13 protein-coding genes are annotated in these 13,257 nt (G+C 65.8%); 9 read left to right on the plus strand and 4 right to left on the minus strand.

Annotated elements, in window-relative coordinates; translation table 11 throughout:
- Positions 1 to 162 precede the first annotated feature (162 nt).
- The 7 genes from J7643_19485 to J7643_19515 all read left to right on the plus strand — a co-directional run bounded on the left by J7643_19485 (position 163) and on the right by J7643_19515 (position 8,414).
- Positions 163 to 714 carry a GNAT family N-acetyltransferase gene (locus tag J7643_19485; protein ID MBO9542776.1) on the plus strand — a complete coding sequence of 184 codons (552 nt, stop codon included), beginning with the start codon at positions 163 to 165 and terminating at the stop codon, positions 712 to 714.
- Positions 711 to 1,499: a biotin--[acetyl-CoA-carboxylase] ligase gene (locus J7643_19490; GenBank protein MBO9542777.1), complete on the plus strand. Its 789-nt coding sequence runs from the start codon at positions 711 to 713 to the stop codon at positions 1,497 to 1,499. The genes J7643_19485 and J7643_19490 overlap by 4 nt, the downstream gene beginning before the upstream one ends.
- Positions 1,500 to 1,599: 100 nt before the next feature.
- A complete protein-coding gene (locus J7643_19495) occupies positions 1,600 to 1,860 on the plus strand; it encodes a hypothetical protein (protein ID MBO9542778.1) in 261 nt (86 codons plus the stop codon).
- Between the two features lie 180 nt (positions 1,861 to 2,040).
- Positions 2,041 to 3,459 carry an MBL fold metallo-hydrolase gene (locus J7643_19500; protein MBO9542779.1) on the plus strand — a complete coding sequence of 473 codons (1,419 nt, stop codon included), beginning with the start codon at positions 2,041 to 2,043 and terminating at the stop codon, positions 3,457 to 3,459.
- 53 nt (positions 3,460 to 3,512) lie between these two features.
- Positions 3,513 to 5,126, plus strand: a complete 1,614-nt coding sequence (locus tag J7643_19505) for a SpoIIE family protein phosphatase (GenBank protein MBO9542780.1) — start codon at positions 3,513 to 3,515, stop codon at positions 5,124 to 5,126.
- Positions 5,127 to 5,142: 16 nt separating this feature from the next.
- Entirely contained in the window at positions 5,143 to 6,750 is a 1,608-nt protein-coding gene (locus J7643_19510; GenBank protein MBO9542781.1) for a SpoIIE family protein phosphatase, read from the plus strand.
- Positions 6,751 to 6,803: 53 nt separating this feature from the next.
- Positions 6,804 to 8,414, plus strand: coding sequence for a SpoIIE family protein phosphatase (locus tag J7643_19515; GenBank protein ID MBO9542782.1), 1,611 nt, complete (start codon positions 6,804 to 6,806; stop codon positions 8,412 to 8,414).
- Positions 8,415 to 8,424: 10 nt separating this feature from the next.
- On the opposite strand, the gene J7643_19520 is transcribed toward J7643_19515, so the two are convergent.
- Positions 8,425 to 8,766, minus strand: coding sequence for a hypothetical protein (locus tag J7643_19520; protein ID MBO9542783.1), 342 nt, complete (start codon positions 8,764 to 8,766; stop codon positions 8,425 to 8,427).
- A 173-nt stretch (positions 8,767 to 8,939) separates the two neighbouring features.
- Here J7643_19520 and J7643_19525 point away from each other — a divergent pair, with 173 nt between their 5' ends.
- Entirely contained in the window at positions 8,940 to 9,554 is a 615-nt protein-coding gene (locus tag J7643_19525; protein MBO9542784.1) for a MotA/TolQ/ExbB proton channel family protein, read from the plus strand.
- A complete protein-coding gene (locus tag J7643_19530) occupies positions 9,544 to 9,951 on the plus strand; it encodes a biopolymer transporter ExbD (protein MBO9542785.1) in 408 nt (135 codons plus the stop codon). Before J7643_19525 ends, J7643_19530 begins: the two co-directional genes overlap by 11 nt.
- A gap of 60 nt (positions 9,952 to 10,011) precedes the next feature.
- On the opposite strand, the gene J7643_19535 is transcribed toward J7643_19530, so the two are convergent.
- From J7643_19535 to J7643_19545, 3 genes are all read right to left on the minus strand, one after another.
- The gene (locus J7643_19535) at positions 10,012 to 10,818 is read right to left on the minus strand and encodes a hypothetical protein (protein ID MBO9542786.1); all 807 of its coding nucleotides are present in this window, start codon (positions 10,816 to 10,818) and stop codon (positions 10,012 to 10,014) included.
- A gap of 143 nt (positions 10,819 to 10,961) precedes the next feature.
- The gene (locus J7643_19540; GenBank protein ID MBO9542787.1) at positions 10,962 to 11,936 is read right to left on the minus strand and encodes an asparaginase; all 975 of its coding nucleotides are present in this window, start codon (positions 11,934 to 11,936) and stop codon (positions 10,962 to 10,964) included.
- Positions 11,933 to 13,222, minus strand: coding sequence for a S8 family serine peptidase (locus J7643_19545; GenBank protein MBO9542788.1), 1,290 nt, complete (start codon positions 13,220 to 13,222; stop codon positions 11,933 to 11,935). Before J7643_19545 ends, J7643_19540 begins: the two co-directional genes overlap by 4 nt.
- Between the last annotated feature and the right edge of the window lie 35 nt (positions 13,223 to 13,257).

Below are 13,257 nucleotides of genomic sequence, written 5' to 3' on the forward strand. Positions count from 1 at the left end.
CTCAGCCCTCGAGGCGCCTCCCCTGCGAAGGGTCGAGGCGCCTCGGGCTTTTTGTGCCTGAGCCTTGAGGTCCATGCTACGATCTTGCCTGTAAGTGCGTGGAAGCGCCCGCGGCTATCAGGAAGGAGGCCTGGCTTGGAACCTGCCGCCTTACGGGACCCTTTGCAGGCCCAACGGGTTGCGCTGTGTCGCCATACTTCCGACGATCTCGCCTACTTCCTCGAGTGGTACGCCGATCGTGAATTGGCCCGCCTGACGCGCCACGACCAGACTCCTCTCAGCCGCAGTCAGATCGTCACCTACTTTCAGACGATCATCATGCCCAGTTCGGCTCGGGGCCACTGCTTCGGCATCCAAGCCACCGATAGCACCCCACCTCGCCTCATCGGCACCTGTTCGCTGACGGACCTCGCGCATGAGACCGGGACCCTCCGCATTCTCATCGGTCCCCACGAGTGCTGGGGCAAGGGCTATGGCACCGAGGCGGTTCGCCTACTCGTCGCTTACGGCTTCGAGCACCTGAAGCTGCGTGAGATCGTGCTCGGGGTGTTTGACTTCAACGAACGGGCCATCCGCTCCTATGAGCGGGTCGGCTTCAGGCATGCCTCGACAATCCGCCTGAACATGCCGCTCGGTCTCCCACCCGCCCAGGAATACCTGATGACCATCACCCCTACCAGCTTTCAACACCCGAAAAACGAGAGGTCGAATTGAGCTTCGCCCCTGATACTTTCCGCTCGTTCCTGCAGACCCGTTGGCTTGGGCAAGACCTCGCGCACTTTGCCGATATCGACTCGACCAGCGCCCATCTCAAGCGCGAAGCGCGAAGCGGTACCGCGCTTACCGAAGGCCTCGTCGTCTTGGCCGATGCGCAAAGCGCAGGCTACGGCCAGCACGGACGTGCCTGGAGCTCTGCGGAGCAAAGTGGCCTTTACACCTCCATCTGGTTGCCCGCTCATTATGCCCAGCGCCCTCTCACGCTGCTGGCAGGCGTCGCGACGGTCGAGGCGCTTCGCGAGCTGACCGCTCAAGAGAGCATCGGCCTCAAGTGGGTGAACGACCTGGTGGCCCAGGGCCGAAAACTAGGTGGCATCCTGGCGGAGATGGTCGGAGGTCCCGGCAACACGGGAGGGCGTCATGGGCTCATCCTTGGGATCGGCCTGAACCTCGCGGCTCAGGAGGCACGGCCTGAGGCGATCGCCCTTTCTCACCTGGCGCCGCTCCCTTCGCGCGAGCAAATCCTCGCGTCCATGCTCAATCGCCTGGAGCACTGGCTCGATCGGGTCACGACCGAGGGAGAGGAGGTCCTATGCGATCGCTGGCGCACCTACTCCGTCACCTTGGGCCAACACGTGCGGGCCCAGCTACACACGGAGACGATCGAAGGCTTCGCCGAGGACATCACACGCACGGGTGCCCTGTGCATCCGGCGCCCGGACGGCACCATGCGCGAGATCGCAAGCGGCACCGTGCGGCTGGCGGACGGCCGCTACTGCTAGACGACGAACCTGTGACGGATCGCATAGTGACGGCCGGCCTCCGCGCCTACACTTGGAGTGCATCTCAGATCGGTTTCGCCCTAGCAGAGAGGGGTTGCGCGTGTTAGCCATCCAGGCCATCGATATCGAGCGCTGTGACAACAAGGCCTACTGCGGGACGCTGGAGTACCAGACGGTTTACCGCTCGGGCGTGCTGCTCTGGACCGTCGAGTGGCGCCAGACCCCCGAAGTGGTGGTGGAGTTCTTCCCAGGCGAAGCCTTCGAGGATACCGAACTGGTCCGCGATCACCAGACCCTGCTGATCCGCAGCCTGCTCGACACGCTCACCGAGCGCATGGGGCGAGAGACCCTCTTCACCTAATAAAACCAGGCAACCAGCCCTTTTCCCCGCCCTCTTGGTCAAAATCGACAAAAAGCTTCGGCACAAGCAGGCCTCTAGCAACGCCAAGAGTTGGGTATAAGGGGCATACGGCCAGGTTGGCCGGAAGGGAATCGCGACACACACCATCCATCACTGCCACGCGCGGAGAGGAGGACGGTCATGCGGTTACACTTCCTGGGCGCCGCCCAAACCGTCACAGGGTCAGCTTACCTGCTTGAGACCAACAAGCAGCGGTTCTTGATCGACGCGGGCCTCTCACAGGGCAGCGCTCACTCGTACGAGCTCAATGCCCGTGCCTTGCCCTTCCACCCTCGTCACCTGGACGGCATCATCCTGACGCATGCCCACGCGGACCACAGCGGGCTCATCCCGCGTCTGGTCGCCGAGGGCTTCCGCGGCCCCATCTACGCCACGCCGCCGACCATCGACCTCTGCCGCATCATCCTGCCCGACGCGGGCACGATCCAGGAAGAGGACGCCAAGTCCGAGAACAAGTGGCGTCGCAAGCACGGCAAGAGCCTGCTCACCCCTCTCTACACCAAGCAACAGGCCGAGCATGCCCTCAAGTACTTCGAGCGGCTGCCCTACCTCAAGCGCACCACCCTGGGGCGCAACATCCGGCTGACCCTGCACGACGCGGGGCACATCCTGGGCTCGTCGATCGTCGAGCTCGAGGTCGAGGGCTCGCGCCTCGTCTTCACGGGCGACCTGGGCAACGTCAACAACCAGCTGCTGCGCAACCCCGCCACCCTGCCGCATGCCGACTACCTGATCACCGAATCGACCTACGGCAACCGCTCGCACGGCCGCATCAGCGATCGCGTCGCCAAGCTCAAGGAGGTCGTCCTCAACGCCCGGGGCCCGGTCATCATCCCGGCCTTCGCCGTCGAGCGCACGCAGGAGCTGCTCTTCGACCTGCACCGCCTCATCGCCCAGGGCGAGATCCCGCCCCTGCCCATCTACGTGGACAGCCCCATGGCCGTCTCGGCCACGGCCCTCTTCGAGAAGCACCCCAACTGCCTGGCGCCCGAGATCCAGGCCATGTTCCGCACGCGCTCGCCCTTCGAGATGCCCAACATGCACTTCATCCGAGAGGCGGAGGCCTCGGCGCGCCTCAACAAGCTCAACGAGCCGGCCATCATCATCTCGGCGAGCGGCATGTGCGAAGGGGGACGCATCCGCCACCACCTCTACCACCACCTCAGCCAGGCGGAAACGACGGTCCTCTTCGTCGGCTACCAGGCCGAGCGGACGCTGGGCCGCCGGATCCGGGACGGCGCCACGCAGGTCACCCTCTTCAACGAGACGATCCCGGTGCGCGCCAAGGTGGTGGCCATCGACGCCTACTCGGCCCACGCCGACGCCAACGGCCTGATGGACTGGATCGGTGCCTTCGAGGAGGCGCCGGCCCTGACCTTCATCACCCACGGGGAGCTGGCCGCTTCCGAGGCGCTGGCCGAGCGTCTCGCCGAAGAGCACGGCATGATCTCCGTCATTCCCGCCCCGGGCGAGGCCTACGAGCTGATGCCCGCCTCCTCGAGCCCCTCGACCCTGCGCCTGCGGGAGGAGACGGCCTAGCGCCCACAGCAGCAGGCTCCTCTGTGCTACGATAGGGGCCGGAGGAGCCTTACGTGCCGAAGCGGAAATCCTTGCTGCGACCGAGTTTGCAGACACGCCTCACCGTGGTCTTCCTGGCGATGACCAGCATCCTGCTGGTCGCCGCCATCGGGGTCTTCTACAACCAGGCGAGCCATGTCTTCCGCCAGGAGCTCCGCGGCCGCCTCATGTCGCTGGCGAGCACCGTGGCCGTCCAGGTCGACGGCCAGGAGCACGCACGCCTCGACGGCGAAGGGAATCCCGGCTACCGACAGGTGCGGGACCTCTTCCAGCGCATCAAGAGCGTCAACCCGAACGTCGGCTACATCTACTCCATGAAGGTCGACGACAAGGGGATCTGGCACTTCGCGGTCGACTCGGCTGCTCCAGAAGACGAAGGCCACTCGGCCTTCGACGAGGCCTACACCGGCACGGGCACCGAGAGCATGTTCGCAGCCGTCGCGGGCCCAACGGCCGATCAGGAATTCACCGTCGACCAGTACGGCACCTGGCTCTCGGGCTTCGCCCCCATCAAGGACAAGGCCGGCGCGACCGTCGCCATCCTCGGCGTGGACATGAGCGCCGCCGAGGTCCTGCACGAAGAGCGTCGGCTCGTCTGGATCGCGCTGGCGATCCTCGTGGCGGGCTTGGCCTTCGCGCTGGGCATCAGCGTCTGGCTGGCTCGCATCCTGACCAAGCCCATTTCACAGCTGGTCGAGGGCACCCGCAAGGTCTCCGAAGGGGATCTCACGGCCCGTGTCCCTGCCACCCGCAGCGACGAGCTGGGGGATCTCGCCCGCTCCTTCAACGCCATGACCGAGGCGATCGCCCAGCACCGAGACGAGCTCAAGGAAAACGAGCGCATGATCCAGGAGCTCGCCACCGCCCGCAAGATTCAGCAGGCCATGCTCCCCGCCGAGGCCCCCACCGATGCCTCCCTCAACATCGACTTCTACCTTGAGACCTCCACTGAGGTCGGCGGCGATTACTTCGACTTCCTGCCGCTCGGCAACAACAAGCTGGCGCTGGTCATCGGCGACGTCACGGGCCACGGGGTACCGGCCGCCCTCCTGATGGCCGTCATCAAGAGCTGTCTCCACACCCAGGTGCTCACCAATCACGCCGTGAGCAACGTCATGAGCATCGCCAACAACATCCTGCACCAGAGCAGCTTCGAGCGCCGCTTCATGACCTTCTTCTACTCCATCCTCGACACCGAGAGCGGCCGGCTCTCCTACGCCAACGCCGGCCACTTGTATCCCTTCCTCTACCGCAGTGCCGAGCGCCGGGTCCAAACCCTCGAGATGGCCTCCTACCCGCTGGGGGTGCGCCCCAGCCTGCCCGTCCATGAGCAAGAGGTCACCCTGGAGCCCAACGACGTGCTGGTCTTCTACTCCGACGGCATCATCGAGGCCCAGAACGGCAAGGGCGAGGAGTTCGGCTTCGAGCGGATGGAGCAGCTCATCCTCGACCACGGCCACCTCAGCGCCGAAGGCCTCAAGGAGAAGTTGCTCACCACCTGGCGCCGGTATGTCTACGACGGCACCCAGCCGCTCGATTACCAGGCCGTCAAGGCCGACCGTGCCGACGACGACGTGACCATCGTCGTCGTGAAGTACGCCCCTGCGATCGCCCCGCTCGAAGTCTAATCCCCCGAGGAGCCCCATGTCCCGGCCTACCCTGCTGCGCCCTGGGCTGCAAGCCCGCCTCGCCCTCGTCTTCCTGGCGATGACCACCACCCTGCTGGTAGGCACCCTCGGGATCTTCTACGCGCAGACGAGCCATGTCTTCCGCCTGCAGCTCCGCGAGCAGCTCAAGGCCCTCGCCGGCACCGCCGCCCTCATGGTCGACGCCGACGAACACAAGCGCGCCCGGGGCGAGAACGACCCGGCCTACCAGCGCTTCCATGCCCTCTTCCGCCTGATGCAGGAAGCCAACCCCAGCATCGGCTACATCTACACCATGCGCCAGGACCCGAGCGGTACCTGGCACTACCTCATCGACTCGGCAAAGCCTGGCGATCCCGCCCACTCGGGCTTCGACGAAGCCTATACCGGCACCGGCACCGACAGCATGGACCGCGCACTCGCGCGCCCTGCCGCCGACCGCAAGTTCTCCACCGACGCCTTCGGCACCTGGCTCTCGGGCTTCGCTCCCATCAAGGACCAGGCCGGCGCGACCGTCGCCATCGTGGGGGTGGACATGAATGCTGCCGAAGTGCTGCAGGAGGAACGCCGGCTGCTCAAGATCGCCCTGGCGATCCTCATCGCAGGCCTGGCCTTCGCGCTGGGCATCAGCATCTGGCTGGCTCGCATCCTGACCAAGCCCATCTCGCAATTGGTCGAAGGCACCCGCAAGGTCTCCGCAGGGGACCTCACCATCCGCGTGCCGGCCGCCCGTCAGGACGAGCTGGGGGATCTGGCCCGCTCCTTCAACGCCATGATCGGGGCGATCGAGACCCATCGCGAAGAGATCAAGGAAAGCGAGCGCATGACCCAGGAGCTCGCCACCGCCCGCAAGATCCAACAAGCCATGCTCCCGGCCGAGGCGCCCAGCGACGAGGCCGTCAACATCGACTTCTACCTGGAGACTTCGACCGAGGTCGGCGGCGACTACTTCGACTTCTTGCCGCTCGACAAGAATCAGCTCGCGCTGGTCATCGGCGACGTCACGGGCCACGGGGTGCCGGCCGCCCTCCTGATGGCCGTCATCAAGAGCTGCCTCCACACCCAGGTGCTGACCGACTTCCGCGTCACCAACGTCATGAGCATCGCCAACAACATCCTGCACCAGAGCAGCTTCGAGCGCCGCTTCATGACCTTCTTCTACTCGCTTCTCGACACCGAGACCGGGCGCCTCACCTACGCCAACGCCGGCCACCCCTACCCCTTCCACTACCGCAGCGAGCACCGTACCGTCGAGATGCTGGAGATGGCCTCCTATCCGCTCGGCGTCCGGCCGACCCTGAAGGTGAAGGAGCAAGAGGTCACCATGGAGCCAGGTGACGTGCTGGTCTTCTACTCCGACGGCATCATCGAGGCCCAGAACGGCCAAGGCGAGGAGTTCGGCTTCGAGCGGATGGAGCAGCTCATTCTCGACCACGGCCACCTCAGCGCCGAGGGTCTCAAGGAGAAACTGCTGACCACCTGGCGCCGATATGTCTATGACGGCACCCAGCCGCTCGACTACCAAGCAATCAAGGCCGACCGTGCGGATGACGATATCACTATTGTCGTCGTGAAGTTCGTCCCGCCGAGCTTTGTCGAAAGCTAAACACACCAACGCCAATCAAGCGCCCCTGCTAGGATAGGGGCCGGAGGAGCCTTATGAAGCGGATTTCCTTGCTGCGTCCCAGTCTGCAGACCCGCCTTGCCCTCGTCTTCTTGGGCACGACCACCCTGCTCATGGTGGGTACTCTCGGGATCTTCTACGCGCAAGCGAGCCATGTCTTCCGCGAGCAGCTCCGCGAGCAGCTCAGAGCCCTCGCCGGCACTGCCGCCCTCATGGTCGATGCCGACGAGCACCTGCGCGCCCGGGGCGAGAACGACCCGACCTACCAGCGCTTCCAGCTCCTCTTCCGCAAGATCACCGAGGCCAACCCGGGCGTCGGGACCATGTACACCATGAAGCTCGACGACAAGGGCACCTGGCGCTTCATCGTCGACTCGGCCCCCGCCGGGGACCCGGAACACGCCCCATTCAACGAGCCCTATACGGGGACGGGGACTGCGACCATGGAGCGCGCCCTGGCGCGCCCTGCCGCCGACCGCCAGTTCTCGACGGATGTCTACGGCACCTGGCTCTCGGGCTTCGCCCCCATCAAGGACCAGGACGGCAAGACCGCCGCCATCCTCGGCGTGGACATCAGCGCCGCGAACATCCTGCAAGAGGAACGCCACCTGCTCTTGCTCGCGCTCGCCACCTTGATCGCTGGGCTCGCCTTCGCGCTGGGCATCAGCATCTGGCTCGCCCGCGTCTTCACCAAGCCCATCTCGCAGCTTGCCGAGGGCACCCGCAAGATCTCCGAAGGGGACCTCACCACCCGCGTTCCGGCCTCCCGCACCGACGAGCTGGGAGATCTCGCTCGCTCCTTCAACGCCATGACCGAGGCGATCGCCCGCCACCGGGACGAGCTCAAGGAAAACGAGCGCATGATCCAGGAGCTCGCCACCGCCCGCAAGATCCAGCAGGCCATGCTCCCGGCCGAGGCCCCCACCGACGCCTCCCTCAACATCGATTTCTACCTTGAGACTTCCACCGAGGTCGGCGGCGACTACTTCGACTTCCTGCCCGTGGGGGACAACAAGCTCGCCTTGGTCATCGGCGACGTCACGGGCCACGGGGTGCCGGCGGCCCTCCTGATGGCCGTCATCAAGAGCTGTCTCCATACCCAGGTGCTCACCAACCACGCCGTGAGCAACGTCATGAGCATCGCCAACAACATCCTGCATCAGAGCAGCTTCGAGCGCCGCTTCATGACCTTCTTCTACTCGCTCCTGGATAGCGAGACCGGGCGCCTCACCTACGCCAACGCCGGCCACCCCTACCCGTTCCTCTACCGCAGCGCGCGCCGCACCGTCGAGATGCTGGAAATGGCCTCCTACCCGCTCGGCGTCCGGCCCACCCTGCGGGTGAAGGAGCAAGAGGTCACCCTGGAGCCGGGCGATATGCTGGTCTTCTACTCCGACGGCATCATCGAGGCCCAGAATGGCCAAGGCCAGGAGTTCGGCTTCGAGCGCATGGAGAAGCTCATCCTCGACCACGGCCACCTCAGCGCCGAGGGCCTCAAGGCGAAGCTACTCAAGACCTGGCAGCAGCACGTCTACGAAGGCACCCGGCCGCTCGATTATCAGGCGATCAAATCGGACCGGGCGGATGACGACATCACCATCGTGGTCGTCAAATACGCACCGGCCCGGAAGGTCCTGGAGGTTTAGCGGCTAAGCGCTAGGGCTTCTTCGCGCCCAGCTTGAGGGGCTTCTCGCAGTTGAAGCAAGGGAAGCTCGTCACCTGCTGGAGGATCTGGTTGACCTCGCCGCAGCTGGGGCACTTGATCTGGCGCGTCTTGGCGCCCACGCCCGTGAAGATCTTGAAGGCCCCGTAGCCCATCAGGAAGAGGGCCATCAAGGTCATGGTGATGCCTGCCTGGCGCAGGAACTCGTTGCCCAGCCCGAAGCCCAACCCCAAGACGCCGAGCCCGAGCACGAGGGTGACCAGACCGCCAGAGACGCGGCCGACGCCGGGACTGACGAGATCGAAGCGGGTCTTGGGTTCATCGGAGTTGGCCACGAACGTTCCTCAAATGATGGTGGGGATTGATCCTCGTATTCCCTTGTCCGATCCGTTTTAATCGAGCCCGGTCCGGTATGATGGGAGGAGCGAAGGGCCTATAATAGAACCTTTGTCGCCTTCGTTTCGTCACAAGTATAACCAGGCCGTCCGCGCCCCCCGAAAGGAGTCCCATGTTCCGCTTGATCACCTTGATCCAGACCGGCGGATGGATGATGATCCCCATCCTCCTGGCCTCGGTCGTCACCGTCGCCTTGATCTTCGAGTGCGCATGGACGCTCGGCAAGTCCCGGAAGCGCTTCGAGGCGTTCCTCATGAACCCTCAGGGCTTCCAGCCCATCAACCCCGGTGAGCGCCCGGACCCGGTCTCGACCCTCATCGCCTACCGCCTCGCCAATCCCCGCTCGAGCGCCGAAGAGGTTCGCGCCTACAGCGAAGTGGCCTTCGGCCCGGTCGATCGCAAGGTGGGCTGGCTGCAGGTGCTCGCCGCGATCGCTCCCCTGCTCGGCCTCTTGGGCACCGTTTCGGGCATGATCCAGAACTTTGGCCTGGTCGCCTCGACCCGTCCCACCAACCCCCTGGCCCAGCTCTCGGCGGGTATCTCGGAGGCGCTGGTCGCCACCGCGGGCGGTCTGCTCGTCGCCGTCGTCGCGGCCCTCGGCCACCACTGGCTCTCCAACCGGGCAGACGCCCTCCTGCTGAGCGCCCAGGGTGCCGTGACCGGTCACGAGCCCGAGCGCCCCACCAAGCCCCGCCGCAGCATCGAGGAGGCCAACTTTGGCTCGTAGCATGCGCCGGCGTCGCAAGGCGACCACCTTCGAGGTGGTGCCCATGATCGACGTGTTCATGATCATCACCCTCTTCCTGATGGTGATGGCCTTCCTGCCGCAGATCTCGGACTCGCTCAAGGCCGAGCTGCCCTCGAGCCAGACCGCCGAGAAGAGCCCCCCCTCGTTGGTGGTGCAGCTGACCAAGGACGGCGCGATCCGCTTCCAGGACCAGGTCGTCGAGCCCGCCACCCTGCAGGCCAAGCTCAAGGAGGCCGTCACGGCCAAGCCCGACACCGCGGTCATCGTCGCGGCGGACAAGAGCATCGCCTACGAGAAGGTCGTCACCCTCATCGACCAGCTCAAGACCAGCGGCATCAAGCGCCTGGCGCTCGCCACCGCCCCTCCGGGGCAATAGCCTGAACGAAAACACTGGGGCCGGGACTGAAACAGTCCCGGCCCCTTCGGCTTTGAAACCCTACTCCGCGCTGAGGGGAGTGAGCTTCATGTCCTTGTAGGCGACGAAATTGCCGTTGGCGACCAGGGCAATGCCGTGCTTCACGTCCTTGATGAAGTTCGGATCCTGGATGAGGGTCTGGAACTCGTCGTTGATCCAGAGCTTGAGGGTGCCGGCCTTGGTGTCGATCTCGGTCTTGTAGGTGATGGGCTCGTTGACGGCGAGCGAGCCGGTGGCCATCATGTCGTACTTGCGGTAGACCTCGGCGTTCCACTCGTCACCGGGCGTCAGACCGTCCACGAACCAGACCTCGTAGAGGTTGTTGACCCGCTCCACGATGATGTAGTGGGTGGTGTCGAGGTAGTAGGGGATGATGGCGACCACCCCCGCGGGCGCCCCCGCGATGATCGAGCCGCTGGCCGTCACGGGCCGATAGGCGAAGGCCGTGGCCTCGAGGCGGTACTTGCTGGGGGCCTGACCATCCGGTAGGCCGAAGCCGTCGCCCTTGTAGCGCTGCATCATGAGGGTGGCGGTCGAGACCTGCTGCTGCTGGCGGAACTCGCCGTTGCTGGCCGCCCAGCGCCCGGCCGCCCAGCGGGTCGAGAAGCGCTGATCCCCCGTGGTCGGATCCTCGAAGGGGGCGGGCATGCTGCCGCTGAAGTCGAGGGTGGTGGTCTTGGAGACGAAGGGCTCGGTCCGCAAGGGAGCCGGCTTGGGCTTGTTGCCGTTGCCCGGGTTGTTCGGCGCCACCATACAGCCGATCAGGCCGATGCACACCGCCCCGACAGCAAGCGCCAGACCCCGGCGCATCCGAGAGTGTCCTGCCATGATCGTCCTCCTATTCCAGCCAAGGAACGTGGATTAGATCCCCCATCCCTTGCTTCGTAAGCGGACGGGGTGATTCGGACCCATGGTAGGCGCGTCAATGGCTCGGCCGTAAGTGCAGGCCGCCCAAGAATCGGCTGTTGTAACTAGCGAGCGGGTATCGCGGCTCGAATGCTGCCAACCGTCTCGCCCCGGCGGTTCTTGACCGCGACGAGGGCCAAGGGTGCGATCGCCTCGGCCGTCGCGTCCAGCACCCCGCGCTTCGCGAGCATGGCGACCACCACCGGGGGAATCGCCCGGCGGTTGCCGTCGGCGATCTTCACGGCCCAGGCGAGGCCGGTCGTGCGATCGGCCCCCGCGTGAATCGCCTCGGCTCCGGCCTTGGCGACCAGGCGATCGCCCACGGCCTCCATCAGCAGGGTGTCGAAGCGCCCAGGCCCCGCCACCAGGCCGGGATGGGTCGCCATGGCCTCGGCGATGGGCACGAGCGCAGGGTCGCGCACCAAGCGCGAGAAGGCGATCGCAAGCGAGGTGAGCGGCAGGCGCCACGCGGGCACCCCGCAGCCGTCGATGCCGGCCGTGAGGGACTCCGGCGCAAGGCCGGTGAGGTCTGCGATCGCATGCCGGATCGCTACTTGGAGGGGGTGATCCAACCGATCGTAAGTTTCAAGGTCCCAGCCCTGGTCCTTGCACATGGCGAGCATAGCCGCGTGCTTGCCCGAACAGTTGTTGTGCAGCGCGGTCGGAGCCTCGCCCCGGCACAGCATGGCCTCGGCCGTCGGCTCGTGCAGAGGCGGATGGGCTCCACAGCGCAGCATGTCAGGCGACACTCCCGCCTTATCGAGGATGGAGCGGGCGAGCGCCACCTGCTCGGGGGTCGCGCTGTGGGAGCTACAGGCGATCGCAAGCTCCGCCACACTCAGGCCGAGCCGGGCCGCCGCACCGGACTTCACGAGCGGAATGGCTTGGAAGGGCTTGAGCGCGGAGCGCACGAAGACCGTGCCGGGCTCGCCGTGTGCCTCGAGCACCCGGCCCTCGGCGTCCACCAGCACCGCCCAGCCGTCGTGCCAGCTCTCCTCCCAGTCGCCCCGCGTCACCTCGGCCAACCGCGCGAAGATCATTGCACCGCTCCTCCCGCCTGAACGAGTCCCGCTCCGAACATAGCATCGAGCTTCGCCTGGCCCATGTCCTTGGCACTCTTGCGCAAAGCCGCCGTCACCTGAGCCGGCCCCCATTCGTGGTGAGCGCTGAGCATCAGGGCCACCACCCCCGACACCAAAGGAGCCGCCATGGAGGTCCCGCTCGCGTAGCCGTAGGGCATGTCGAACTTCTGATCGGGGCTGCGGAAGCGCTGCGGCAGGGTCGAGAGGATGTCCACCCCGGGGGCCGCGATGGTCACGAAGGGATTGAAGTTGGAGAATTCGGCCCGCGAATAGACGTCCGTTCCATCCGTGCCCTTATCGCGCCGGATGGCAGCCACCGAGATCACCCCGTCAATCGCCCCCGGATAGCTCAGGGGATTGCCGCTCAGGGCCTCGTTACCGGCGGCGGCCACCACCACGACCCCCGCGCCGATGGCCCGCTTGATGGCGTCCTCCTCGGCGCGGCTGTACTGGTTGGACCCCAGGCTCATGTTGATCACGCGGGCCTTCTTCTGAACGGCCCAGTCGATGCCCTGGATCAGGCTCGCCGTCGTGCCGCCCTCGACGCCCAGCACGCGGATGGGCATCACGCGGCAGCCGGGGGCCACCCCCGCGATCCCCACGCCGTTGTTGGCCCGCGCGGCGATGATCCCCGCCACGTGCGTGCCGTGGCCGAAGTCATCGTCCGGGTTGGCAACATCCTCACCGCTCATGAAATTGCGGGCATTGGCCTTGTCGATACCCCCCACGAGATCCTCGTGGGCCATATCCACCCCCGTGTCCAGCACGGCGACCGTCACGCTCGACTTGCCCTGGGTGTGATCCCAGGCGTCGAGGACCCCGGCGGCCGCGAGGCCCCACTGACCGGGCAAACCCTCTCGCTTCACGTTGTTGATGGTGGGATTCGGGCCGTAGAGCTGATCGTTGGGCGCTGCGGCCTGAATGCTACGCTCCATAGGCCGGAAGCCACCCAGCATCTGGGTCGAGAGCCGGCGATTGACCTCGGCATATGAAACGGCGCGCATCCCGCGGTAGCGATCCATCTGCGCCCGCTCCTGCCCCTCCGGGACCGTGACGCGCCACAGGCCGTCCATCAGCTCCGTTTTCTCGGCCGCCCCCATGGCCTGGAAGACGGCGAGAGCCCCCTCGTGGGTCGTATCGGGGCGGAAGCGCACGAGCACCTCACCGGGCACGTAATCACCCGTCGGCTCGGCCACCGTGAAAGGATTCGCCTGGCAGCCGAGCAGAAGGAGAGCGCCTAACAAAACTGTTCCTATTAGCCGCCCACGGCGGCCAACGG

It is taken from the genome of bacterium (genome assembly GCA_017744355.1).
Taxonomy (GTDB): Bacteria; Cyanobacteriota; Sericytochromatia; order S15B-MN24; family UBA4093; genus JAGIBK01.

What these genes read in the sequence shown, in the direction of transcription:
- J7643_19500 (MBO9542779.1), top strand. Translation starts at nt 2,041, where the DNA reads ATGCGGTTACACTTCCTGGGCGCCGCCCAAACCGTCACAGGGTCAGCT.
- J7643_19510 (MBO9542781.1), top strand. Translation starts at nt 5,143, where the DNA reads ATGTCCCGGCCTACCCTGCTGCGCCCTGGGCTGCAAGCCCGCCTCGCC.
- J7643_19515 (MBO9542782.1), top strand. Translation starts at nt 6,804, where the DNA reads ATGAAGCGGATTTCCTTGCTGCGTCCCAGTCTGCAGACCCGCCTTGCC.
- J7643_19525 (MBO9542784.1), top strand. Translation starts at nt 8,940, where the DNA reads ATGTTCCGCTTGATCACCTTGATCCAGACCGGCGGATGGATGATGATC.
- J7643_19535 (MBO9542786.1), bottom strand. Translation starts at nt 10,818, where the DNA reads ATGGCAGGACACTCTCGGATGCGCCGGGGTCTGGCGCTTGCTGTCGGG.
- J7643_19540 (MBO9542787.1), bottom strand. Translation starts at nt 11,936, where the DNA reads ATGATCTTCGCGCGGTTGGCCGAGGTGACGCGGGGCGACTGGGAGGAG.